Source organism: Streptacidiphilus sp. PB12-B1b (genome assembly GCF_014084125.1).
GTDB lineage: Bacteria > Actinomycetota > Actinomycetes > Streptomycetales > Streptomycetaceae > Streptacidiphilus.
In genome coordinates this window covers 994045-1017221 of the sequence record NZ_CP048405.1, presented here as the reverse complement: position 1 = coordinate 1017221, position 23177 = coordinate 994045, and the positions used below count along the sequence as shown (strand labels likewise).

Annotated in this window: 17 protein-coding genes; 9 read left to right on the top strand and 8 right to left on the bottom strand. The window is 73.6% G+C overall.

From position 1 onward, the window contains the following. Positions 1-19: 19 nt before the first annotated feature. The gene (locus tag GXW83_RS04740) at positions 20-1855 is read right to left on the bottom strand and encodes an ABC transporter family substrate-binding protein (RefSeq protein WP_225446757.1); all 1836 of its coding nucleotides are present in this window, start codon (positions 1853-1855) and stop codon (positions 20-22) included. Between the two features lie 292 nt (positions 1856-2147). Here GXW83_RS04740 and GXW83_RS04735 point away from each other — a divergent pair, with 292 nt between their 5' ends. The 4 genes from GXW83_RS04735 to GXW83_RS04720 all read left to right on the top strand — a co-directional run bounded on the left by GXW83_RS04735 (position 2148) and on the right by GXW83_RS04720 (position 6146). Continuing rightward, positions 2148-2432 carry a hypothetical protein gene (locus tag GXW83_RS04735; protein WP_182441647.1) on the top strand — a complete coding sequence of 95 codons (285 nt, stop codon included), beginning with the start codon at positions 2148-2150 and terminating at the stop codon, positions 2430-2432. 89 nt (positions 2433-2521) lie between these two features. Then, entirely contained in the window at positions 2522-3358 is an 837-nt protein-coding gene (locus GXW83_RS04730; RefSeq protein WP_225446756.1) for a hypothetical protein, read from the top strand. 20 nt (positions 3359-3378) lie between these two features. After that, positions 3379-5385 carry a fumarate reductase/succinate dehydrogenase flavoprotein subunit gene (locus GXW83_RS04725; RefSeq protein WP_182441646.1) on the top strand — a complete coding sequence of 669 codons (2007 nt, stop codon included), beginning with the start codon at positions 3379-3381 and terminating at the stop codon, positions 5383-5385. After that, positions 5382-6146, top strand: coding sequence for a succinate dehydrogenase/fumarate reductase iron-sulfur subunit (locus GXW83_RS04720; RefSeq protein WP_182441645.1), 765 nt, complete (start codon positions 5382-5384; stop codon positions 6144-6146). The genes GXW83_RS04725 and GXW83_RS04720 overlap by 4 nt, the downstream gene beginning before the upstream one ends. A gap of 62 nt (positions 6147-6208) precedes the next feature. Here GXW83_RS04720 and GXW83_RS04715 read toward each other — a convergent pair whose 3' ends face one another. The 3 genes from GXW83_RS04715 to GXW83_RS04705 all read right to left on the bottom strand — a co-directional run bounded on the left by GXW83_RS04715 (position 6209) and on the right by GXW83_RS04705 (position 12464). Further along, positions 6209-8956, bottom strand: a complete 2748-nt coding sequence (locus tag GXW83_RS04715) for a SpoIIE family protein phosphatase (protein ID WP_182441644.1) — start codon at positions 8954-8956, stop codon at positions 6209-6211. A gap of 206 nt (positions 8957-9162) precedes the next feature. Beyond that, positions 9163-11676, bottom strand: a complete 2514-nt coding sequence (locus tag GXW83_RS04710) for a SpoIIE family protein phosphatase (RefSeq protein WP_370466859.1) — start codon at positions 11674-11676, stop codon at positions 9163-9165. Positions 11677-12026: 350 nt separating this feature from the next. Beyond that, the gene (locus tag GXW83_RS04705) at positions 12027-12464 is read right to left on the bottom strand and encodes a (deoxy)nucleoside triphosphate pyrophosphohydrolase (RefSeq protein ID WP_225446754.1); all 438 of its coding nucleotides are present in this window, start codon (positions 12462-12464) and stop codon (positions 12027-12029) included. Positions 12465-12676: 212 nt separating this feature from the next. On the opposite strand from GXW83_RS04705, the gene GXW83_RS04700 reads away from it, so the two are divergent. The 4 genes from GXW83_RS04700 to GXW83_RS04685 all read left to right on the top strand — a co-directional run bounded on the left by GXW83_RS04700 (position 12677) and on the right by GXW83_RS04685 (position 18256). Continuing rightward, complete coding sequence (locus GXW83_RS04700) at positions 12677-13522, top strand: isocitrate lyase/phosphoenolpyruvate mutase family protein (protein WP_182441643.1); 846 nt, start codon at positions 12677-12679, stop codon at positions 13520-13522. Between the two features lie 177 nt (positions 13523-13699). Then, positions 13700-14404, top strand: coding sequence for an SGNH/GDSL hydrolase family protein (locus GXW83_RS04695; protein WP_182441642.1), 705 nt, complete (start codon positions 13700-13702; stop codon positions 14402-14404). Then, positions 14401-15540: a methyltransferase gene (locus GXW83_RS04690; RefSeq protein WP_182441641.1), complete on the top strand. Its 1140-nt coding sequence runs from the start codon at positions 14401-14403 to the stop codon at positions 15538-15540. The genes GXW83_RS04695 and GXW83_RS04690 overlap by 4 nt, the downstream gene beginning before the upstream one ends. A gap of 229 nt (positions 15541-15769) precedes the next feature. After that, positions 15770-18256: a hypothetical protein gene (locus GXW83_RS04685; protein ID WP_182441640.1), complete on the top strand. Its 2487-nt coding sequence runs from the start codon at positions 15770-15772 to the stop codon at positions 18254-18256. 38 nt (positions 18257-18294) lie between these two features. Here the strand turns inward: GXW83_RS04685 and GXW83_RS04680 are convergent, their stop codons facing one another. Both GXW83_RS04680 and ychF read right to left on the bottom strand, forming a co-directional pair. After that, positions 18295-19338, bottom strand: coding sequence for a serine hydrolase (locus GXW83_RS04680; protein ID WP_182441639.1), 1044 nt, complete (start codon positions 19336-19338; stop codon positions 18295-18297). A 167-nt stretch (positions 19339-19505) separates the two neighbouring features. Then, entirely contained in the window at positions 19506-20579 is a 1074-nt protein-coding gene (gene ychF / locus GXW83_RS04675; RefSeq protein WP_182441638.1) for a redox-regulated ATPase YchF, read from the bottom strand. Positions 20580-20756: 177 nt separating this feature from the next. Between ychF and GXW83_RS04670 the strand changes: the two genes are divergently transcribed. Then, positions 20757-21302 (top strand): DUF6542 domain-containing protein, encoded by a 546-nt coding sequence (locus tag GXW83_RS04670; protein WP_182441637.1) that lies wholly within the window; start codon positions 20757-20759, stop codon positions 21300-21302. Positions 21303-21315: 13 nt separating this feature from the next. Here the strand turns inward: GXW83_RS04670 and ppgK are convergent, their stop codons facing one another. Beyond that, a complete protein-coding gene (gene ppgK / locus GXW83_RS04665; RefSeq protein WP_182441636.1) occupies positions 21316-22056 on the bottom strand; it encodes a polyphosphate--glucose phosphotransferase in 741 nt (246 codons plus the stop codon). A gap of 79 nt (positions 22057-22135) precedes the next feature. Beyond that, the gene (locus tag GXW83_RS04660; protein ID WP_182441635.1) at positions 22136-23110 is read right to left on the bottom strand and encodes a 4-hydroxy-3-methylbut-2-enyl diphosphate reductase; all 975 of its coding nucleotides are present in this window, start codon (positions 23108-23110) and stop codon (positions 22136-22138) included. Positions 23111-23177: the final 67 nt, after the last annotated feature.

The window sequence follows — 23177 nt, the reverse complement described above, 5'->3', positions numbered from 1 at the left end:
GGCCGTTCCCGGCGGGCCCTCAGAGCCCGGAGGCGGAGGCCGCGGGGCGCCCGGCGCCGCCCGCCTGGGGGGCGGCCGGCAGCGCGGTGAAGCCGAGGTCCTGGAACCGGGGGGTGGCGAAGCCGAAGGCCCCGGCGTTGCTGACGGTGTCGCGGACCGCCACCAGCTGCGGGTGCTGGAACAGCGGGACGGACGGCGACTCCTGCCAGATCCGGGTGTCGGCCTCGTCGGTCAGCCGGGCGGCCGTGCCGCCGTCCAGCGCGGACTCGGCCCGGGCCAGCAGCTGGTCGATCTCGTCGGTGCCGGTGCCGGAGAGGTTCTCGCCCTCGTTCACCGTGCCGTCCGCGGCCACCGCCGGCTTGGCGAACAGCGGGACCTCGTCGGCGACCGGGAACCGCGAGGCCGGCCAGGTGAACAGGGCCAGGTCGTAGTCGCCGGAGGCGACGTGGTCGGAGAAGAAGGACGCCCCCGGCACCGCGTCGGTCACCACCGGCACGCCCAGCCCGGCGAGCCGGGCCGTGAGCAGCGCCGCGACCTGGGCGTCCACGGCCGATCCGGCCCGGGTGACCAGCTTCAGCGAGAGCGGCCGGCCGGCCTTGGTGCGGGCCGCCGTCGCGCCGCCGTGCGCCGGGGTGCGCCAGCCGTCGGTGTCCAGCAGGGCGGCGGCGCTGCCGGTGCCGGAGTCCAGGGCGTCGCTGTCGTCCTGGTAGCCCTGCTGGTCGGCCATGACCAGGTGGTTGCCGAGCGGCACGGCGGGCAGGCCCAGCGGCTTGAGCACGGCGTCGGCGAGCTGCTGCCGGTCCACCGCCTCGGCGACCGCCCGGCGCAGCTGCGGATCGGCCAGCGGGCCGCTGCCGCCGTTGAGGGTGAGCGCCAGGTAGGCGGGGGCGGAGGCGCGGTGCAGCGCGACTCCCGGGATCGACTGGACCTGGGTGTAGGTCTGCGACTCGGCGGAGAGGGCGGCGTCGGAGGCGGCCGAGGTGCTGATGCCGGTGCCGCCGTCCTCGACCGCGGTGCTGACGTCGGCGATGTCCAGCCGCCCGGCGCGCAGCGCGTCGGCGCGGGCGCCGGGGGCGACGGCGGTGAAGGCGATCGCGTCCAGCTTGGCCCGGTCGCCCCACCAGCGCGGGTTGCGGACCACGGTGACCGCGCCGGACTGCTCCCCCTTGAGGGTGAACGGCCCGGCGTCGGCGGCCAGCGCGGTGCGCGCGCCGTCGTTGAAGGCGGCCGGGGTGGACGTCACGGCGGCCGGGTAGAGCGGGCTGAACAGGCGCTTCCACGGGGCGTACGGTGTGCTGAAGGTCACCTGGACCTCGGTGCGCGAGGCTCCCTGGCGGACGCTGCTGATGCTGTCGTAGCCGTCGGTGCGGGCGGTCCGGTAGCCGGAGTCGCGGCCGCGCAGGGCCTGCCACTGGGCGGTGAAGTCGGCGGCGGACAGGGCCCTGCCGTTGCTCCACACCGCCTTGGGGTTGAGGTGGTAGACGACGGTCTGCGGCTTCCGGGAGGTGAGCTCGACCCCGGTGAGGTAGTCCGGGTCCGGGGTGGCGCGGGCGTGCGCGTCCAGGGTGAACAGGGTGGGCAGGACGGCCTGGTCGACCAGGGCGGTGGTGTCGGTGGCGTCCGGCTGGTAGTCGTTCAGCGTGGTCGGGACGGCGTCCACGGCCCAGCGCAGGGTGCCGCCGGTGACGATCCGGCCGCGGTCGGCGCTGACCAGGTCGGCCGAGGTCGGCGCGGGGCCGCCGCCCGAGCAGCCGGTGAGCGCGGTGGCCGCGAGCGCGGCCGCCAGCGCGCCCGCGGTGAGGGCGGACGTCCGGCGGCGGCGCCCGGTGGGCCTGCCGTGAGAGCTGCTGGACACAGGGACCTCCGCGCGCCGGGTGCGATCCGCACCTATGAGGGTTGTGATTCCCGCCCACTGAAGGACACCTCGCGGGCGCAGCAGCGCAGACACGGCCACCCGGATGCGGCGCATCACCCGTTCGGGGCAGCGGGAGCGCCCGGCGAGGGGCGCGCGGAGCGCGAGAAAACGCGCCAATCCTGTTCGCCCCCTTCCCAAGCTCCTGTGATCGGGGACACACTCGCTTCCGCGCAACATCCCTGACGCAGCATCAGAACCTTGATCGCCCGACCGCGCGGAGGTGAGCACAGCCATGCCCGCATCAGCGAGTCCCCTGGCCGAGGCCCGGAACCGGCTGGACGCACTGGACCGTGCCGTCCGGCTGGCCCAGCGACGGCTCGGCAGCGGCCTGGAGGTGCGCCGGGTCCGGGCCGACCTCGACCACCTGCGCGAGAGCCTCGCGCTGCTGTGCGAGTCCATCGCCAACGGTGCCGTGCCCGGCCCGGCGACGGAGGTGGTCGAGATCCCCGACACGCCGTACGACCCGGAGATGTGGCGCGGCATCGACGACGAGGGCATCGGCTGCCGCCACACCTAGCCGCACCCGGCCCCTCCCGGCCTCATCCGGCCCCGCCGGGGCGGCACCGGGAGACCCACCGACAGCAGTCGCAGGAGGACGAGGAAAGCGTGACCACCGAGATCCGGCCCCCGGACAGTCGACAACCGGCCGGGCGGGGCGTGCACGCCCCCGGCCGGGCCGCCATCGCCGCCCGCCACCTGCGCACCGACCGCTGGTGGGTGCCGCAACTGGCCACCGCGCTGGGCCTGCTGGCCTTCGTCGTGTACTCCACCTGGCGGGCCTTCTGGGGCCTGCACACCTCCTACGCGGCGCCGTACCTGTCGCCGTTCTACTCCCCCTGCCTGGCCGCGAACTGCCCGAAGATCCCGGACGGCGCCGACTGGGCGCTGTTCGGCAGCTGGTGGCGGATCTCCCCGGCGCTGCTGGTGCTGGTCTTCCCGCTGGGCTTCCGCGGCACCTGCTACTACTACCGCAAGGCGTACTACCGGTCGTTCTGGTCCTCTCCCCCGGCCTGCGCGGTGGCCGAGCCGCACGCCTCGTACAGCGGCGAGACCCGGTTCCCGCTGATCCTGCAGAACCTGCACCGGTACTTCTTCTACTTCGCGGTGCTGGTCGCCGGGGTGCTCAGCTACGACACCGTGCTGAGCTTCCGCAACGCCGCCGGGCAGTGGGGCCACGCCGGGCTGGGGACGCTGGTGTTCCTCGCCAACATCGTCCTGATCTGGGCGTACACGCTCTCCTGCCACTCCTGCCGGCACATCGTCGGCGGGCGGCTGAAGCACTTCTCCAAGCACCCGGTTCGCTACCGGCTGTGGAGCCTGGTCGGGCGGCTCAACGCCCGGCACATGCAGCTCGCCTGGGCGTCGCTGATCAGCGTCGGAGTCGCCGACCTCTATGTCTACCTGCTCGCCAGCGGCGCTTTCAGCGATCCGCGCTTCTTTTAAGTCACCAGTGAGGACGTCGAATGACCGAGGTGGAGCGCCACTCGTACGACGTGGTCGTCGTCGGCGCCGGAGGTGCGGGGCTGCGCGCGGCGATCGAGGCCCGCGAGCAGGGGATGCGCACGGCGATCATCTGCAAGTCGCTGTTCGGCAAGGCCCACACCGTGATGGCGGAGGGCGGCATCGCCGCCAGCATGGGGAACGTCAACTCCGACGACAACTGGCAGACGCACTTCCGCGACACCATGCGCGGCGGCAAGTTCCTGAACCACTGGCGGATGGCCGAGCTGCACGCCAAGGAGGCCCCGGACCGGGTCTGGGAGCTGGAGACCTGGGGCGCGCTGTTCGACCGCACCAAGGACGGCCGGATCTCGCAGCGCAACTTCGGCGGCCACGAGTACCCGCGCCTGGCCCACGTCGGCGACCGCACCGGCCTGGAGCTGATCCGCACCCTGCAGCAGAAGGTGGTGTCGCTCCAGCAGCAGGACTTCACCGAGTACGGCGACCACGAGGCCAGGATCCGGGTCTTCCAGGAGTACACCGTCACCCGGGTGCTGAAGGCGGTGGACTCCCGCGGCGGCGAGCGGGTCAGCGGGGTCTTCGGCTACCAGCGCGAGTCCGGTCGGTTCTTCACCATCGAGGCCCCGGCCGTGGTGCTGGCCACCGGCGGCATCGGCAAGTCCTTCAAGGTCACCTCCAACTCCTGGGAGTACACCGGGGACGGCCACGCGCTGGCGCTGCTGGCCGGGGCGACCCTGGTGAACATGGAGTTCGTGCAGTTCCACCCCACCGGGATGGTCTGGCCGCCCTCGGTCAAGGGCATCCTGGTCACCGAGTCGGTGCGCGGCGACGGCGGGGTGCTGCGCAACAGCGAGGGCAAGCGCTTCATGTTCGACTACATCCCGGACGTGTTCCGGGAGAAGTACGCCGAGACCGAGGCCGAGGGCGACCGCTGGTACACCGACCAGGCCGGCAACCGTCGCCCGCCGGAGCTGCTGCCCCGGGACGAGGTGGCCCGGGCCATCAACTCCGAGGTGAAGGCCGGGCGCGGCACCCCGCACGGCGGGGTCTATCTGGACGTCTCCACCCGGCTCCCGGCCGAGGAGATCCGCCGCCGGCTGCCCTCCATGCACCACCAGTTCAAGGAGCTGGCGGACGTCGACATCACCGCCGAGCCGATGGAGGTCGGCCCGACCTGCCACTACGTCATGGGCGGCGTGGAGGTGGACCCGGACACCGCCGCCTCACGGGTGCCCGGCCTGTACGCGGCCGGGGAGGTCGCCGGGGGCATGCACGGCTCCAACCGGCTGGGCGGCAACTCGCTCTCCGACCTGCTGGTCTTCGGCCGCCGGGCCGGGCTGCACGCCGCGCTGTACTCGGCGGCGCTGGCCGAGCGGCCCGCCCTGGACGAGGAGCAGATCACCGCCGCGGCGGCGGAGGCGGTCGCGCCGTTCGAGGGCTCCGGGGCGCAGGGCCCGGTGGAGAACCCGTACACGCTGCACCAGGAGCTGCAGCAGTCGATGAACGACCTGGTCGGCATCATCCGCCGGGAGGGCGAGATGGCCGAGGCGCTGCAACGGCTGGCCGAGCTGCGGGAGCGCGCCGACCGGGCGGTGGTCGAGGGCCACCGGCAGTTCAACCCCGGCTGGCACCTGGCGCTGGACCTGCGGAACATGCTGCTGGTCTCCGAGTGCGTCGCCCGCGCGGCGCTGGAGCGCACCGAGAGCCGGGGCGGGCACACCCGCGAGGACCACCCGGCCATGGACCACGAGTGGCGGCGGGTCAACCTGATCTGCTCGCTGGCGGAGAAGCCCGGCGCCGAGGCGCAGATCAGCGTCCAGCGCAAGGCCAACCCGCCGATCCGGGCGGACCTGCTGGACCTCTTCGGCCTGGACGAGCTGCGCAAGTACCTGACCGAGGCGGAGCTGCCGGCCACCGGCGTCCCCGCCCCGCGCGCGGCCTCCGCGCCCGACACCTCCACGGCCGGCGGCAGCGCTGCCGCCGACGCCCCGACGGGAGCCGACCAGTGAGCTACCAGGCCAACTTCCGCGTGTGGCGCGGCGACTCCTCCGGCGGCGGTCTGGAGGACTACACGGTCGAGGTCAACGAGGGTGAGGTGGTGCTGGACATCGTGCACCGGCTGCAGGCCACCCAGACGCCCGACCTGGCCGTCCGCTGGAACTGCAAGGCCGGCAAGTGCGGTTCGTGCAGCGCCGAGATCAACGGCAGGCCGCGGCTGATGTGCATGACCCGGATGTCCACGCTGCCGCCGGACGAGCCGGTCACCATCACGCCCATGCGGACCTTCCCGGTGCAGCGGGACCTGGTCACCGACGTCTCCTTCAACTACGCCAAGGCGCGCGAGGTCCCGGCGTTCGTGCCGCCGGAGGGGCTGGGCCCGGGCGAGTACCGGATGCAGCAGGCGGACGTGAACCGCTCGCAGGAGTTCCGCAAGTGCATCGAGTGCTTCCTGTGCCAGGACACCTGCCACGCGGTCCGGGACCACGAGGAGAACAAGGCGGCGTTCTCCGGCCCGCGCTTCCTGATGCGGATCGCCGAGCTGGACATGCACCCGCTGGACGCCGCCGAGGAGAACGGCCTGGACCGCAAGCGCACCGCGCAGGAGGAGCACGGCCTCGGCCTGTGCAACATCACCAAGTGCTGCACCGAGGTCTGCCCCGAGCACATCAGGATCACCGACAACGCGCTGATCCCGCTGAAGGAGCGCGCCGCCGACCGCAAGTACGACCCGCTGGTGTGGCTGGGCTCGAAGATCGGCCGCCGCCGCTGATCGCGGCCCGGGCGGCGCGCGCCCGGGGCGGAGCCGGTACGTCCGGCCCGGCCCCGGGCGGCTCAGCGCGCGGCGGGCAGCGGCAGTTCGAACCAGACCGTCTTGCCGGTCGGCGTCCGCCGCGAGCCCCAGCGGTCCGCGAGCATGCTGACCAGCTGCAGCCCGCGCCCGCCCTCGTCGGTGTCGCGGGCCCGGCGCTGGCGCGGCTGGGCGTAGCCGTTGTCCCACACCTCGCACACCAGCGTGGTGTCCCGCAGCAGCCGCAGCCGGATGTCGCCCCGGCCGTGCCGCAGCGCGTTCGTGGCCAGCTCGCTGACCAGCAGCTCGGTGGTGTCGATCAGGTCGTCCAGGCCGCGTGACAGCAGCCAGGCGCAGGCCAGTTCGCGGGCCCGGGCCACCGACGTCGGCTCCGAGGGCAGCATCCAGTCGCCGACGGCGTCGTCCGGCAGCGCGTGGACGCGGGCCATCAGCAGCGCGATGTCGTCCTCGCCGTGGTGCGGGTCGAGCGCGGTGAGCAGGTGGTCGCAGAGGTTCTCCAGCTGCCGCGGCGGCCCGGACAGGGTGGTCCGCAGCGCCGACAGGCCCTCCTCCAGCTGGTGCTTGCGGGACTCCACCAGGCCGTCGGTGTACAGGCCGAGCAGGGCGCCGTCCGGGATGTCGACGGTGACCTCCTCGAACGGCTCGCCGCCGACGCCCAGCGGCAGCCCCGGCGGGACGTCCAGCATCAGCGCGTCCTCGCCCGGATTGACCAGCACCGGCGGCAGGTGCCCGGCGTTGGCGAAGGTGCAGCGCCGGGTCACCGCGTCGTACACGGCGTAGACGCAGGTCGCCAGGTACAGCTCGTCCAGGCCGGAGTCCGGGTCGGAGTCCGGGCTGGTGCCGTCGCTCAGGCCGCGGGCGATCTCGTCCAGGGCGGTCAGCACCTCGGCCGGGTCCAGGTCGAGCATGGCCAGGGTGCGTACCGCGGAGCGCAGCTGACCCATCGCCACCGCCGCCCGCAGGCCCCGGCCCATGACGTCGCCGATGACCAGCGCGGTGCGGTTGCCGGGCAGCTGGATGACGTCGAACCAGTCGCCGCCGACCTCGGTGCCGCTGCTGCCGGGGCGGTAGCGGCAGGCGATCTCCAGGCCGGACGCGGCCGGGCTGCCCGGGGGCAGCAGGCTGCGCTGCAGGATCAGCGCCCGCTCGTGCTCGCGCCGGTAGAGCCGGGCGTTGTCGATGCACACCGCCGCGCGGGCGACCAGCTCGGTGGCGATGGCGACGTCCCGCGAGTCGAACGGCTCGCTGCCCTTGGTCCGCGAGAGCTGGACCAGGCCCAGCACGGTGTCCCGGGCCACCATGGGGACGATGACGGTGCCCTGGATCATCGGATCCGGGTCGGGGTTGCCCGGCGAGTTCAGCGTGACGCTCCGGCCGGTGCGCAGCGCCTTGGCGTACGGGGAGTACGGCGGGTAGCAGAACGCGCCGCCGACCTCCGCACGCGGCCCCGGCAGCACCGACTGCACGCCGGGCACCGGGTGGTAGCCGACGGTGCTGGCAGAGGCGACCCGGCGCAGCTCGCCCGCGCCGTCGGTGCGCACCGAGGGGTGGCTCGGGCCCAGGTCGGTGTCGGCCAGCACCCCGCTGTAGAGGTCCACCGTGGCGATGTCGCAGAAGCCCGGGACGGCCACGTCCAGCAGTTCCTTGGCGGTGACCTCCAGATCCAGGGTCGAACCGATGTGCGCCCCGGCCTCGTTGAGCAGCGCCAGGCTGCGGCGGGCGCTGGCGGCCTCGCGCTCGGCGCGCTGCCGCCCGGTGACGTCCACCACCTGGCCGGCCACGCCCATCGTCCGGTCGTTCGAACTCAGCAGCCGGTACAGCGAGATGGACCAGCGGCGGCGGCCCGGCTTGGACGGGACGGTGCCGTTGAAGCGCAGGTCGACGACGGGCTCACCGGTCTCCAGGACGGTGTGCAGGGCCTGCAGCAGCCGCTCCGCGTCCGGGCGCGGCAGCAGGTCGGCGGCGGTCAGGCCGTGCAGGTCGGCCGGGGTCACGCCGAGGCCCTCGGCGAAGCTCTCGTTGACGCGCTGGACGGTCAGCTCCCGGTCGAACAGCACGAAACCGGTGGGGGCCTGGCCGAAGACCGCCTCCGAGGCGGCCAGATCGGTCTCGATCCGGCGGAGCTTGCGCAGGTCGACGGCCATGCAGACGACGCCGCTGCGGCCGTCCTCGCCGCGGGCGGGCATCAGGTACAGCTCGGCGACGCCCTCGGTGCCGTCGCTGTCGCGGTAGGGGGCGGTGCCGACCCACTCCTGCCCGGCGAGGATCTCGGTCATCCGGTCGCGGCCGCGCCGCCACAGCTCGCGGGGGGCGAAGGTGGTCACCGGGTCGCAGCCCACCGCCTCCTCGGCGGGGACGTCGAAGAACTCCGCGGCACGGTCGCTCCACTGGCTGATCAGGCCGTCGGGACCGATGGCGAAGGCGGCGACGCGTATGTAGTCGTAGATCGACCCCGGCTCGCCGTGGCCCCACTCGGCCGGAACGGCCCGCGCCTCGGCGGCCGCCGCGGCGTCGGCCCCGGCTGCGGCGTCGGCGTCCGCTTCCGTCCGGGCGTCGGGCGCTTCGGCCCGCGCGCCGTCGGGTCCGGGCGCGGCGTCGGGTCCGGGCGTGGCGTCCGGTGCGGGCGCACCGCCCTCACCGTCCGGCCGCTGCCCCGGCTCGGGCGCGGGGCCCGAGCGCGGCTCGGGTACTGCCTCGTGCGCGGGAGCGGGCGCGGCCGGGTCGAGCGCCGGGCCCGTTCCGGTGCCCCATGACGCCCTGTGTGTCGGCATGTCACTCAACTGCCCGACTCCTCCAGCCTTCGGCACCTGGATGTCGCCTGCTCCGAGTATTCATCATCTCGGCGCGACCGCACACGTCCCAGGGGTACACAACATCAAATCGAGGTAATGAATTGCCGTTCCCACCTCGTCGGACCGCGCCGGACCTCCCGTCCCTCCCCATCGGTCGACGGCCGTCGGATTCGGAACCCTACGCCTCAACTTGCCGGAGCGGGAGGGGCGGACGGCAGGCTCTGCTCGAACCAGACCACCTTCCCGGCGCCCTCGACCCTGGTCCCCCACCGGTCGGCGAGGCTGTGCACCAGCTCCAGTCCGCGCCCGCCCTCGTCGGTCCGCGCCGCCTGCCGCTGCTGCGGCGGGTCCGGCAGCGGGTCGGAGACCTCGACCAGCAGCATCCGGTCCTTCAGCAGCCGCAGCCCGATCGGCGCCTGCGAGTAGCGGACGGCGTTGGTGACCAGCTCGCTGACGAGCAGCTCCGCCACGTCCGAGAGGTCCGGCACGCCCCAGCCGGTGAGGGTGGAGCGCACCAGCCGCCGGGCCCGGCTCGGCGCGGAGGGGTCGGCGGTCAGCGTCCACTGCGCCTGGTGGGCGGAGGCGGCGGGCTCGGCCCGGCCCAGGCGGGCCAGCAGCAGCGCCACGTCGTCCGGCTCCTGCCCGCGCTCCAGGGTGTCCAGGATGCGCTCGCAGGTGTCCTCGATGGTTTCGACCGGCTGGTCCAGCACGTCGCACAGGCGTTTGGTGCCGACGTCGATGTCCTCGGTGCGGGACTCCACCAGGCCGTCGGTGTAGAGCAGCAGCAGGGTGTTCTCGGGCACGGTCAGCGCGACCGACTCGAACGACACCCCGCCGACGCCCAGCGGGGTGCCCGAGGGCAGCTCCAGCAGCCGGGCCGGCTCGCCGGGGACGGCCAGGATCGGCGCGGTGTGGCCGGCCTTGGCCAGCGTCAGCTGCCGGGTCAGCGGGTCGTAGACGGCGTAGACGCAGGTGGCGATCAGCGCCTCGTCCGGCCCCTGGGCCAGGTCGTCGGCCAGGTCGTGGACGTGCTGCAGCACCGCCTCCGGCGGCAGGCCGAGCCCGGCCAGGGTGCGGACGGCGGTGCGCAGCCGGCCCATGGTCGCGGCGGCGCGCAGCCCGTGGCCCATGACGTCGCCGACGACCAGCGCGGTCCGGCCGTCCGGCAGCGGGACGACGTCGAACCAGTCGCCGCCGACCTCCGTGCCGCTGCTGCCCGGGATGTAGCGGTAGCCGACCTCGACGCCGGGCGGCCGGGGCACGGTCTGCGGCAGCAGGGTGCGCTGCAGCATCAGCGCGGCGGCGCGCTCGCGGGCGTACAGCCGGGCGTTGTCCAGCGAGGCGCCGGCCCGGTCGGCGATCTCGTCGGCGAAGGCCATCTCGTCCCGGTCGAAGCCCTCGCGCCGCCCGGCCCGGCACAGCAGCATGAAGCCGAGGACGATGCCGCGCGCCCGCAGCGGCACCACCAGCATCGAGTGCAGCCCCAGCTCGTAGGCGGCCTCCAGCCGGGGATCGTCGGCCTCGGTGCCCTCCTCCAGCGCCTCCAGCGAGTCCAGCAGCTCCGACACGCCGGTGCCCAGCACCCGGGCGAAGACGGTGCCCTCGGTCAGTGGCACCCGGTCGCCGAACCGGATCACCGCCTCGGCCACCGGATTGCGGGTGATCCCGCTGGCGCCCATCAGCAGCATCGGCATCACCTGCTGGTGCGGGTGCCGGGGCAGGTCGTCGCCGTCGCCGACGGCCTGCAGCAGCACCACGCCGGAGTAGTCGGCCAGGGTCGGCACCAGCGCGTCGGCCAGCTCCTGGGCGATCCGGCCGGCGTCCAGCAGATCGCCGATGCGCGCGCCCAGCTCGTTGAGCAGCGCCAGGCGGCGGCGGGCGTACTCGACCTTGGCGACCGCGCGGTAGCGGTCGGTGACGTCCATGATGGTACCGGTGATCCCGATGATCTGACCGGCGCGGTCGTGCAGCCGGGCGTAGGAGATCGAGCGGAAGCCCGGATTGAAGGGGTGCGGCCCGGCCACGGTCAGGTCCACCACCGGCTCGCCGGTCGCCATCACCTGCCGCTGGATGGCGGTGACCTCGTCGGCGGACGCCTCGGGCAGGGTCTCCCCGGCGGTGCGGCCGAGGTGGTCCTCCAGGGCGACCCCGTTCATCCGGGCCAGGGTCTCGTTCACCCGGACGTAGCGCAGCTCGCGGTCGAAGACGGCGATGCCCAGCGGCGACTGCTCGAACAGGGCGTCCTGCACCGCCAGGTCGTGCTCCACCGCCTGCAGCCGGGCCAGGTCGGCCAGCCGCACCAGCAGGAAGGTCATGCCGTCGCCGTCCACCAGCCGGGACAGCCGGGCGTCCAGCGTGATCAGACCGTCCCGGCTGTCGCGCAGCACCACCGAGCCGCGCCAGCCGCCGCCGCCCAGCACCTGGTCGACGATCTCCTGCATCCGGGGGCCCTGGGGGGCGTCGTCCGGCTCGGGAGCGGCCTCCGCGCCGGGGCCCTCCGGTGCGCCGGTGCCGCCGTCCGCTGCGGAGTCGGGGGCGGCGTCGGGGGCGGAGCGCTTCTCCCGACCGAAGAACTCGGCCAGCTTGCGGCCGATCAGCAGCTCACTGGGCCAGCCGAGCAGTTCCTCGGCGGCCGGGCTCCACAGCACGATCCGCCCGGTGGTGTCCAGGACGACGATGGCCACGCGGACGGCGTCCAGGATGCTGTCCGGCGCCGGATCGGCCCCCGGGGGCGATAGCTCGCGCTCCGGCTCCGGATATCCGCCCGCCGCCGGTGCGGATGCAGGAGCGGCCGGGAACGGGGCCGGGGGGCGGCTGCGGGCGCCGGGCGCGGGTGCGAACAGGTCGGGAACGGGCGGGACGCCGCCCGCTCTGCCGGGGCGCGCACGGTTCGCGGCACTGCGTCGCAGCCGCGCACGTGCAGCGGCGCTCGGCTTTCGGCGTGGCTCCCTCACGTATGTCCCCAGTCCCGGGTGATGGGCAGCTACTCGGAGTGAACAAGCACATACTCACATACCCGATCAAAGCTGCCCCTACCCTGGCGTAAAGGTCAAGTCGGGAGCAAGGCCGCCACGTACGGCAGGGCGAAACGGTCCTGGTCCAGCCAGTCCACGTCGGAGAGCTCGGCGGCGGTCAGCCAGCGCAGCTCGGAGTGGTCCTGAAGCGGCTCGGGAGTGCCGGAGAGCAGCTCCGCCGTCCAGATGTGCAGCTCCAGGCCGACCCGCACCGGCCAGGCCCCCGGAATCCGGGCCACCGCCCGGGCCCGCACGCCCAACTCCTCGTGCAGCTCCCGCTCCAGCGCCTGCGGCGGGGTCTCCCCCGGCTCGGCCTTGCCGCCAGGGAACTCCCAGCGCCCGGCGGTCTCGGCCGGGGCGCTGCGCCGCGCGGCCAGCACCCGGCCCCGGTGCAGCAGCGCGCCGCCCACCACGATCCTGCTCCCCGCGCCGACGACTGCCCCGCCGGTGTCGGTCCCGCCTGTATCCGTCACGGACAGCAGCCTAGGCCGGGCGGGACCGGCGCCGGGCCCGCCTCCATGGGGGCGAGGCGGGACCGGCACCGTTCGGACGCTATCGAGCCGAGGGCACCTGGCGGTTCCCGCGCCGTTTCGTTCCGGTGACAGCGCGCGGCTGTGGCATCGAACGCAAAGGTGATTCCGCCGATCCGGCGCGGCGACCGCCCCGAGCTGGTCGAATGGCAGCCATGACTGCCACTGCCCAACAGGACCGCGCCCGCCTCTTCCGCTCCCTGCACACCGCCTCGGCCCCGCTCGCCCTGGCCAACGCCTGGGACGCCGCCAGCGCCCGCCTCGCCCAGCAGGCAGGCGCGCCCGCCGTCGCCACCACCAGCGCCGGGGTCGCCTGGGCGCTGGGCTCGGCCGACGGCGACCGGATCGGCCGGCAGGACGCCGTCGCGCTGGTCGCCCGGGTGGCCTCGGTGGTGGACGTGCCGGTGACGGCGGACATCGAGAGCGGCTTCGGCGCCACCCCGGCCGAGCTCGCCGAGACCGTGACCGGCGTGATCGGCGCCGGTGCGGTGGGCATCAACCTGGAGGACTCGCGCCACGGCGACGGCGGCCCGCGGCTGCGGAACGCGGCCGAGCAGAGCGAGCGCATCGCCGCCGCCCGCGCGGCGGCCGAGGCCACCGGCGTTCCGCTGTTCATCAACGCCCGCGTCGACACCTACATCCGCGCCGCCGGGGAGCCGGAGACCCGGATGCAGGACGTGCTGACCCGCGCGGCCGCCTACCTGGCGGCGGGGGCGGACGGGATCTTCGTCCTCGGCGTGTCCGACCCGGCCACCATCGCCGGGCTCGCCGAGCTGATCACCGGTCCGTTGAACATCCTGGCCCGGCCCGGCCTGCCGAGCGTGGCCGAGCTCGGACGGCTCGGCGTGGCCCGGGTCAGCCTCGGCGACACCGTCGCCAAGGCCGCCTACACCCTCGGCTACCGCGCCGCCGCCGAGCTCGCCGCCCACGGCACCTACACCGTCCTGGCCGACGCCCTCGCCCACCCCGATCCGGTCGACCTCAACGCCCTGCTCCGCTGATCCACCCCCGGCCGATCAGGCCAGGTGGCACGTTCACGACAAAAATGAGCACGACCGTCCGTATACTTTTTCTCGGCCCTGTAGGGTGCTCGAAAAAGTATATGAACGGTCGTGCTGTGACCTCACGGCTCGATCGCCCTCCGTGCCCGACGCCCCGAAGGGACACCGATCGACGTCATGCCGAGCGAACAAGCACGTGGAGAAGCCGCCGACCCGTACTGCCTGCGGGTGGGCGAGGCGGCGGAGCTGCTGGCGGGCCACCCCTGGCGCCGCTTCGTCGTCCTGGGCGACAGCGTCGCCGAAGGGCTCGGGGACGCCGTACCGGGCTACCCCGACGAGCCGTGGGCGGACCGGATCGCCCGGGAGCTGACCCAGCAGCAGCCGGAGCTGGTCTTCCTGAACCTGGGCCGGAGCAACACCCTGGCCGCCGACGTCCGGGCCGGGCAGCTGGAGGCCGCCCTGGAGTTCGCCCCCGATCTGGCCCTGGTGACCTGCGGCGGCTACGACGTGCTGCGCCCGGCCTTCGACGCCGCCCGGGTGGAGGACGAGATCGAGGCCATCGTCTCGGCGCTGGCGGCCACGCAGTGCGACGTGATCACCGTGGGCATCTTCGACGGGTCGCGCTCGCCGCACATGCCCGAGCGCTTCCGCGCCGGGATGGAGCAGCGGCTGCAGGAGCTGGCAGCGGCCACCCTCCGGGTCTCCGACCGGCACGGCACCATCCACGTGGACCTGACCGGACATCCGACCGCCAGCAGCGCGGATATCTACAGCGCCGACGGCATCCATGGGAACCGGCGCTGCCACGCCATATCCGCAGCCGAAGCGATCCGCTCCCTCGGTGCGCGTCTGGCCGCCTCCGGAAAGGAGCTCGACCAATGACCGTCCACGACACCCGCACCCCGGACCTCGGCGCCGACCAGTCCGACGCCGCCGACCCCGCTCCCGCTCCCGCTCCCGCGATCGACCCCGCCTCCGACCCCGCGCTCGACGAGCGTGCCCCCTCCATCGCCGACCGGGCCGCCCTGTTCGGCGTGCTGACCGGCGGCTGGACCGCCCAGTGCCTCTACGCCCTGGCCAAGCTCGGCGTGCCGGACCTGCTCGCCGCCGGACCGCGCCCGGTCGAGGACCTCGCCGCCGAGTGCGGCGCGGACCGCCGCGCGCTGCGCCGGGTGCTGAACGCGGTGACGGCCGCGGGCCTGTTCCGCGAGACCGCGCCCGGGACGTTCGCGCTCACCCCGGTCACCCGGCTGCTCTGCCGGGACGCCACCCGCTCCAGCCGCCCCTCCGCGATCATGTTCGGCGAGGAGGTGTACCAGTCCTTCGGCGCGATCATGCACACCCTGCGCACCGGCGAGCCCGCGTTCGAGCAGCTCTACGGCAAGGGCTTCTACGACTACCTGGACGACGACCCGCAGCTGACCGCGGTGTTCTCGGCGGCGATGGGCAACGCCGCCGTGCCCGCCGCCCTGGCCGGCTGCGACCTCAGCGGCCTCGGCACGGTGGTCGACGTCGGCGGCGGCGACGGCGGCCTGCTCGGCAAGGTCCTCACCCGGCACCCCGCCGCCCGCGGCATCCTGGTGGACCTGCCCGAGGCGGTCGAGCAGGCCCGGGCCAAGCTGACGGCCGCCGGGCTCGACCAGCGGGTGACGGTCGCCCCCGGCAGCTTCTTCGACCCGCTGCCGACCGGCGGCGACGTCTACACGCTCTCCCGGGTGCTGCACAACTGGGACGACGAGCAGGCCGTCGCCATCCTGCGGCGGGTCCGCGAGGCCGTGCCCGACCACGGCCGACTGCTGGTGTTCGAACGCCTGGAGGGCCGGACGCCCGACCCGGCGCGGGCCGCCCAGGCGCAGCTCATCGATGTGCTGATGCTGGTCATGCTCGACGGCCGGGACCGGACCGAGGAGGAGTACCGGGGCCTGCTGGACGCCGCGGGCTTCGAGGTGCGGTCGGTGCGGGCCGCGCCGCTGCACTCGTCCAGCACCGAGAGCGTCCTCGAGGCGACGCCCAGATAGCCCGCTCGGCGGCCCGGGCGCAGACCGTCCGTCCGGGCCCCGCGTCCAGCTCTGAGCCCAGGCCCCGCGCCGGCCCGTCCCCGGCGCGGGGCCGCAGCGGGGACGCCCGCCCGCGCGCCCGCTGCGTCCGCCCCCGGCGTCCGCTCGTAGGGCCCCGGTTTCCCCGTCCAGTCCCACGGTCCCGTCGGCCCCGCCGTGCCGCGCGACCTGCTGCCAACGGAGGTCAGCCATGCCCAGCCACACTCCCGCTCCCCCGCCCGCGACGCCCGAACGGCTGCTGGTGGTGAGCGTCGGGCCGCGGGCCGAGTTCCACGACGTCGTGGAGACCGCGCTGGCCGCCGCCCAGCGTCCGGCCCCCGGCTCCGGCCTGCCGCCCGCGACCCATGAGGCCGACGAGGACCGTCAGCCGGACGCCTGGACGGAGACCGTGCGGCGGGCCCGCCGGTTCCTGGACCGCGCGCTGGTGGAGCAGGTGGAGCAGGTTCGGGCCGACTCCCTGGCGGAGGTGGCCGCGCTGCTGGGCAAGGCGGCCGCCGCCGAGCCGGGGCCGCACTGCCGCAAGGACACCCTGGCCCTGCTGCTGGTGGATGCGGCCCCGACCGGCGCCTCCGGCGGCGACGGCGCCGACTCCGTGGCGGAGGCGCTGGCCGAGCTGCGCACGGAGCTGCCGGAGGCGGTCACCGCCGACCTCTCCGCGTACACGGTCCACGTCTACGAGGAGCCCGACCCGGCCGTGCGGCTGGCCCGCCCGTACACCTCGCGGCAGCTGCCGACCGAGCCGTGGCTACTGGCCGCCGATGTGGTCCGGGCGCTCACCGACTTCGTCCAGATCCGGCACTCCGCCGCGTCCATGCGCTCCACGGCTCGGGCACCGCGGCTGATGGGGCAGGCGCTGCACGCCTTCCTGAGCGAGCGGGCCGGATCGTCCTGGGGCCTGCACTACTACACCGGTTCGCGGGTGTCCGGACTGATCAGCGAGCTGGAGCGGTCCGCCGAGGCGGCCGGGAACCCGGTGCTGCGCGGCCCGAGCGAGCACGCCCTGGCCTGCGGCGCGCTCGCCCGCTGGCAGCTCGACCGGACGCCGTTCCTGATCGTCGTCACCAACGGGATGATCGACGAGTTCAAGGGCACGCTGGCCAACCTGCGCGAGAGCCGGGCCAGGGGCTTCATCGTCTGCGCCGACTCCGAGCCGGACGCCTGGTTCCCGTTCCAGGGCACGGTGCACGTGGCCGAGGACTCCCGGGAGGTGCTGCGGGCTCGGCGGATCCGGCACCACTTCCTGGACGACACCGCGCGGCTGGACCAGGACCTCGCCGAGGCCTTCGCCTCCTACGAGGCGGACGAGGGCCCGGTGGTGCTGCTGGCCACCGCCGCCGCGCTGGACTTCCCCGCACCCGCGCCCGCATCCGCGCTCGCACCCGCGTCTTCGGCGACGACCGCCCCCGGCACGGGCGTCCGCCCCCGCCTCCAGGTCGACGAGTCGCAACTGACGCCGGTGCTGAGGATGCTGGAGCGTGAGCCGATCCGGTTCCTCTGGCAGTGCGGCCAGTTGGACGCCGAGGAGCGCGAACTCACTTACCGCATAGCCCGCTTGACCGGGGTGGCGCTGACCGACTCGCTGACCCGTCCCGGATCGGTCGCCCGCTACCACGACGGACGGCGGGTCGAGGAATACCTCGGCACCTTCGGCATGTACGGCACCTCCGCGCGCGTCCACGACTACCTGCACCTGGACGGGCGGCTGCGGTCCAAGCGGGACCAGTCGCTGCTGTTCCTCAAGAGCCGGATCGCCGAGGCGGCCACCCCCTTCGCGCCGCGCGCCCTCGAACGCTCGCTGCACATCGTCCAGGTCACCGACGAACCGGCGCACGCCGCGCCGTTCGCCGACCACCTGGTACTGGGCGACGCCCGCGACTTCCTGCGGGAGATCGCCGACCGCGTCCGACCCGAGCCCGAAGTGCTGGCGCTGCGCCGCACGGCGCTCGCCGCGACCGCCGACAGCCCCTCCGACCTGCTGCACCAGCTGCCGCTGCGGCCGATGAGCGTCAACTACTTCTTCCACCGGCTCGGCGAGCTGCTCGACGACCTGATTGTGCGTCAGGGATACCGCTACACCGGCCTGTTCGACGTCGGCCGGGGCGGCATCTCGGCCGTGCGCAACCTGCCGCGCACCGGCCCGGGCTTCTCCGGCTGGTACGGCCGGGCGTTGATGGGGGACGCCCTGCAGGCCGTGCCCGCCGTGGCGCTCACCCGCGAGGAGAACGTGCTGGCCTTCGTCGGCGACGGCGCGGCCTCGCTCGTCCCCGACATCCTGCCCACGCTGGTCCAGGAGTCCGTCCAGTACGGGCGGCGTCCGGCCGGAAACCTCAGCATCTTCCGGCTGGTGGACGGCGGCCACTCGATCATCCGCACCTACCGCGAGACCCAGTCCGGGGCCACCGCCGACCGCCAGACCCAGGTGCTGCACCTGCTCGACCCCGAGTGGCAGCGCAGCCACGGCCCGCTCACCCTCACCCACCGCCACCTCGATGACGTCCAACCGGAGCCCCTGCGCGACCAGTTGCTCCAGCCCGGCGCGGTCAACCTCTACTCGGTGCTGCTCGCCCACAACAACGAGGGCGACGGCATGAGCCCGGCCGCCGCCTTCGGCTGGCAACGCGACACCCTCCCCGAAGCCGCCTTCACCATCGCCCGCCGCACCCGCCCCCACACCTGACCCCGCCCGAAATCCAGCCCGCGGCCTGCCCGGCCGGCTCAGGCGGCGAAGACCAGTGCGCGGAAGGCGTTGCGGATGTCGGTGAGGGGCTGGCGGTCGCGGGTGAGGTAGACCTTGTTGGTGAGCAGCGCGGCCCAGCGGCGGCGGGTCGGGGAGACCCACATGCCGGTGCCGGTGAAGCCGTAGTGCACCCAGATGTCGTCGGCGGGCGCGGTGCCGGGGGCCGGGTGCCAGAACAGGCCGCGGGCGGGCTCCAGTTCGCCGGTGTGGACGGCGAAGGTCTCGGTGATCCAGGCGGGGCCGAAGCCGGGGTCGGCGCCGGAGGCGGTCGGGTCCAGCAGGTGCCGCAGGAAGCGGCCGAGGTCGCCCAGGTCGGTGAAGACCCCGGCCACGCCGCTGACGCCGCCCAGCAGCCGGGCGGAGGGGTCGTGGACGGTGCCGCGCAGGCGCACGCCGGTGACCGGGTCGCGCTCGGTGGGCGCGCAGCCGTCCGCGAGGTCGGCGGGCAGCGGGCCGAAGCGGGTGCGGTGCATGCCGAGCGGGGCCCAGATCCGCGCCGTGGCGGCCTGGTCGAGCGGCTGCCCGGCGAGGTGCTCGACCAGGTAGCCGAGGATGAGCGCGGCCCGGTCGGTGTACTCGACGGCCGTCCCGGGCGGCCGGTGCAGCTCGGCGTGGAGCACCCCGGCCCGGATCGCGGCGGGGTCGGTGCCGTACCGGGCCTCCAGTTGGGCCCGGGGCAGCACCCCGGCGGTGTGGGACAGCAACTGACGCGCGGTCACCGCGCCCAGCGCGGGCCCGGCCTCCGGCCAGTACGCCCCGAGCCGCGCGTCCACGTCGAGCAGCCCGTCCTGCCACAGCGCGCCCGCGCAGGCCCACACCGCGAGGATCTTGGTGAGACTGGCGACATCGAACAGGGTGTCCAAGCGCATCCCCCGCTCCGGCCGCTCCGGATCGGGCACCCCCACCACTCCCTGGTCACCCACCCCGTCCGCGGTGCCATGCCCCCACACCGCCCCGGGGTACACCTGCCCGATCACCCCACCGTCCAGCAACTCCCGGATCCGGCCCGCCCTGGCAGCCATGCTCTCCCCGTCCGACGCCCGATGGACCCGCCCCCGAGCCTAACGACGCCCCCCGACAAGCGCGATACACCGCACACCGCGCCGCGCGAGCCCGCTGCCCGGCCCCACCCAGGGATCAGCCCGCCGAGCGGCCGGTCGGCGGCCCGGCGGGCTGATCATCGGCGTCGTCAGACGTTGAAGCGGAACTCGACCACGTCGCCGTCCTGCATGATGTAGTCCTTGCCCTCGATGCGGGACTTGCCCTTGGCGCGGGCCTCGGGGATGGAGCCGCAGGCGACGAGGTCGTCGTAGGAGACGATCTCGGCCTTGATGAAGCCCTTCTGGAAGTCGGTGTGGATGACGCCGGCGGCCTCGGGGGCGGTGGCGCCCTTCTTGATGGTCCAGGCGCGGACCTCCTTGGGGCCAGCCGTGAGGTAGGTCTGCAGGCCGAGGGTCTCGAAGCCGACACGGCCGAGGGTGGCCATGCCGGCCTCCTCCTGGCCCATGGACTGGAGGAGTTCCAGGGCCTCGTCGTCGTCCATGCCGATCAGCTCGGACTCGATCTTGGCGTTCAGGAAGATGGCCTCGGCCGGGGCGACCAGGGTGCGCTGGGCCTGCTTGAAGTCCTCGTCCATCAGCTCGTCCTCGTCCACGTTGAAGACGTAGAGGAAGGGCTTGACGGTGAGCAGGTGCAGTTCGCGGACGGACTCCTTGTCGAAGCCTGCCTCGAAGAGGGTCTTGCCGGACTCCAGCACCTTCTGCGCGGCCTCGGCGGCCTTGAGCAGCGCCGCCGACTCCTTCTTGAGCCGGGACTCCTTCTGCAGCCGGGGGATGACCTTCTCGATGGACTGGAGGTCGGCCAGGATCAGCTCGGTGTTGATGGTCTCGATGTCGTCCTTGGGCGAGACCTTGCCGTCGACGTGGACCACGTCCGGGTCCTGGAAGGCGCGGATGACCTGGCAGATGGCGTCCGACTCGCGGATGTTGGCGAGGAACTTGTTGCCCAGGCCCTCGCCCTCGCTGGCGCCGCGCACGATGCCCGCGATGTCGACGAAGTCGACGGTGGCGGGGAGGATCCGCTGCGAGCCGAAGATCTCCGCGAGGACGGCGAGGCGCGCGTCCGGGACGCCGACGACGCCGACGTTGGGCTCGATGGTGGCGAACGGGTAGTTGGCTGCCAGCACGTCGTTCTTGGTCAGGGCGTTGAACAGCGTGGACTTGCCGACGTTCGGCAGACCGACGATTCCGATCGAAAGCGACATGTGGCGGGATCCTGGAGGGGAGGCGAGACGGGCGGACGGTTCCCCAGTCTACGGAGGTCCACCGGCGGCCCCGACCGCCAGGGATCGGCGCCGGGTGGCGGTCAAGCGGGTGACAGCGGACAATCCCCGGCGTGTCCGTCACCACGGGTGACGTTCATCCGACCGTACGTTGGTCCTGTGGAGCACCGACGCAGGTTTGACGAACGCCCCGCCGTGATGGCGGCCCCCGGCGTGCCCAGCCCGGCGCGCTCCCTGGAGCCCAGCCACGGCCACACCCCGGGAGCCCCCGGGCTGCGGGCCCGCGGCGACGGACGCCCGCAGCCGCGTCCCGGCGGCGGGCGGACACCGCACCGGCTGACCGCCGTCGGCGGCGCGGTGGTGACGCTCGGCGGCACGTTCGCCGGCGGCGCGCTCGACACCTGGCTGTTCGGCGGCTCGGGCGTGCTGATGGGCCTGGTCTACGTCGTGGTCTGCTTCCAGGTCGCGGTGCGGGTACGCCCGGTGGACCTGGCCGCCGCACCGATCAGCGGCCCGATCGCGTTCGCGGTCACGCTGGGCGTCCTGAACGGCCCGGCGAACGGCGGCGTGATCGGACGGCTGATCGGTCTGGCGACCTCCCTGGCGCTGCAGGCGGGCTGGCTGTTCACCGGGACGGCGGTCTCGGTGGTGATCGCCGTGGCCCGCCACGTGGCGCTGGGCCGCGCCCGCAAGCGGACGGCGTGAGCCGGACCGGACCTCAGCCCAGCTGGGCGGCGGCCATCGCCGCGCCGACGATGCCGGCGTCGTTCTGCAACTGGGCCGGCACGATCTCCGCGCGCAGCGGCTTCAGCAGCGGCAGGAACTTGTCGGCCTTGCGGCTCACCCCGCCGCCGATGATGATCAGCTGCGGCGAGAACAGGCCCTCCACCATGGCGAAGTAGTCGTCCAGCCGCTCCGCCCAGTGGTGCCAGCTCCAGTCGTGCTCCTCCTTGGCCGCCGAGGACGCGTGCTTCTCCGCGTCCTTGCCGTTCAGCTCCAGGTGGCCCAGCTCGGTGTTGGGGACGAGCACGCCGTCGCTGAACAGCGCGCTGCCGATGCCGGTGCCCAGAGTGAGCATCAGGACCACGCCCTTGCGTCCCTTGCCCGCGCCGTAGGCGACCTCCGCCATGCCGGCCGCGTCGGCGTCGTTCACCACCGCGACCGGCAGGCCGAGGGCGTCGGAGAAGCGGGAGCGGGCGTCCAGGCCGATCCAGCCCTTGTCGACGTTGGCCGCGGTGCGGGTGTGCCCGTCCACGATGACGCCGGGGAAGGTGATGCCCACCGGCCCCTTCCAGTCGAAGTGGGTGACGACCTTCCGCACCGCCTCGACCACGGAATCGGGTTCGGCCGGATGGGGGGTGAGCACCTTGAGCCGTTCCTGGGCGAGCTTTCCCTGATCGAGGTCGGCGGGCGCGCCCTTGATCCCGGAGCCGCCGATGTCCACGCCAAAGACGTTCACGTCCTGATACCCCTGTTCGTCGTTGAACCAGCTGTCGAACCAGCTACCGCCAACGTAGGGCCTACCCCGAGATCGCGCTTTACTTTCCTGCGGCCTCGGCGCGCAGGTCCCGGCGCAGCTCCTTGGGCAGCGAGAACTGCAGGTGCTCCTCGGTCGAACGGACCTGCTCGACGTCGTCGAAGCCGCGCTCGGCCAGCCACTCCAGCACGCCCTCGACCAGGATCTCCGGCACCGAGGCGCCGCTGGTCAGGCCGACCGTGGAGACGCCCTCCAGCCATGCCTCGTCGATCTCGTCGGCGAAGTCCACCAGGTGCGCGGCCTTGGCGCCGGCCTCCAGCGAGACCTCGACCAGCCTGACCGAGTTGGACGAGTTGCGCGAGCCGACGACGATGACCAGGTCGGCCTGGCCGGCGATCTGCTTGATGGCGACCTGCCGGTTCTGCGTGGCGTAGCAGATGTCGTCACTGGGCGGGCTGGTGAGCAGCGGGAAGCGCTGCTTGAGCGCGCCGACGGTGGCCATGGCCTCGTCCACCGAGAGGGTGGTCTGCGACAGCCACACCACCTTGGACTCGTCGCGGACCTGGACGTTGGCGACGTCCTCGGCGCCGTCCACCAGGTGGGTGCGCTCGGGCGCCTCGCCCATCGTCCCGACGACCTCCTCGTGGCCCTCGTGGCCGATCAGCAGGATGTCGTAGTCCTCCTCGGCGTAGCGCAGCGCCTCCTTGTGGACCTTGGTGACCAGCGGGCAGGTGGCGTCGATGGTCGCCAGCCTGCCGCGCTTCGCCTCGTCGTGGACGGAGGGGGCGACGCCGTGCGCGGAGAACACCACGATGGAGCCCTCGGGGACCTCTTCGGTCTCGTCGACGAAGATGGCGCCCTTCTTCTCCAGGGTCTGCACCACGTACTTGTTGTGGACGATCTCCTTGCGCACGTAGATCGGGGCCCCGTACTGCTCCAGGGCCTTTTCCACGGCGATGACGGCACGGTCGACACCGGCGCAGTAGCCGCGCGGCGCGGCGAGCAGGACACGGCGGGGAGCGGTAGCAGCAGGCATGTGCCCAGCCTACCGGCCGGGGCCGCGCACGCCCGGGGCCGCCGGGAGGAACCCGCGCGGCGCGGCC

Coding starts and splice junctions, on each gene's coding strand:
- GXW83_RS04735 (WP_182441647.1), top strand. CDS start 2,148: ATGCCCGCATCAGCGAGTCCCCTGGCCGAGGCCCGGAACCGGCTGGAC.
- GXW83_RS04725 (WP_182441646.1), top strand. CDS start 3,379: ATGACCGAGGTGGAGCGCCACTCGTACGACGTGGTCGTCGTCGGCGCC.
- GXW83_RS04715 (WP_182441644.1), bottom strand. CDS start 8,956: ATGCCGACACACAGGGCGTCATGGGGCACCGGAACGGGCCCGGCGCTC.
- GXW83_RS04700 (WP_182441643.1), top strand. CDS start 12,677: ATGACTGCCACTGCCCAACAGGACCGCGCCCGCCTCTTCCGCTCCCTG.
- GXW83_RS04695 (WP_182441642.1), top strand. CDS start 13,700: ATGCCGAGCGAACAAGCACGTGGAGAAGCCGCCGACCCGTACTGCCTG.
- GXW83_RS04690 (WP_182441641.1), top strand. CDS start 14,401: ATGACCGTCCACGACACCCGCACCCCGGACCTCGGCGCCGACCAGTCC.
- GXW83_RS04685 (WP_182441640.1), top strand. CDS start 15,770: ATGCCCAGCCACACTCCCGCTCCCCCGCCCGCGACGCCCGAACGGCTG.
- GXW83_RS04680 (WP_182441639.1), bottom strand. CDS start 19,338: ATGGCTGCCAGGGCGGGCCGGATCCGGGAGTTGCTGGACGGTGGGGTG.
- ychF (WP_182441638.1), bottom strand. CDS start 20,579: ATGTCGCTTTCGATCGGAATCGTCGGTCTGCCGAACGTCGGCAAGTCC.
- GXW83_RS04660 (WP_182441635.1), bottom strand. CDS start 23,110: ATGCCTGCTGCTACCGCTCCCCGCCGTGTCCTGCTCGCCGCGCCGCGC.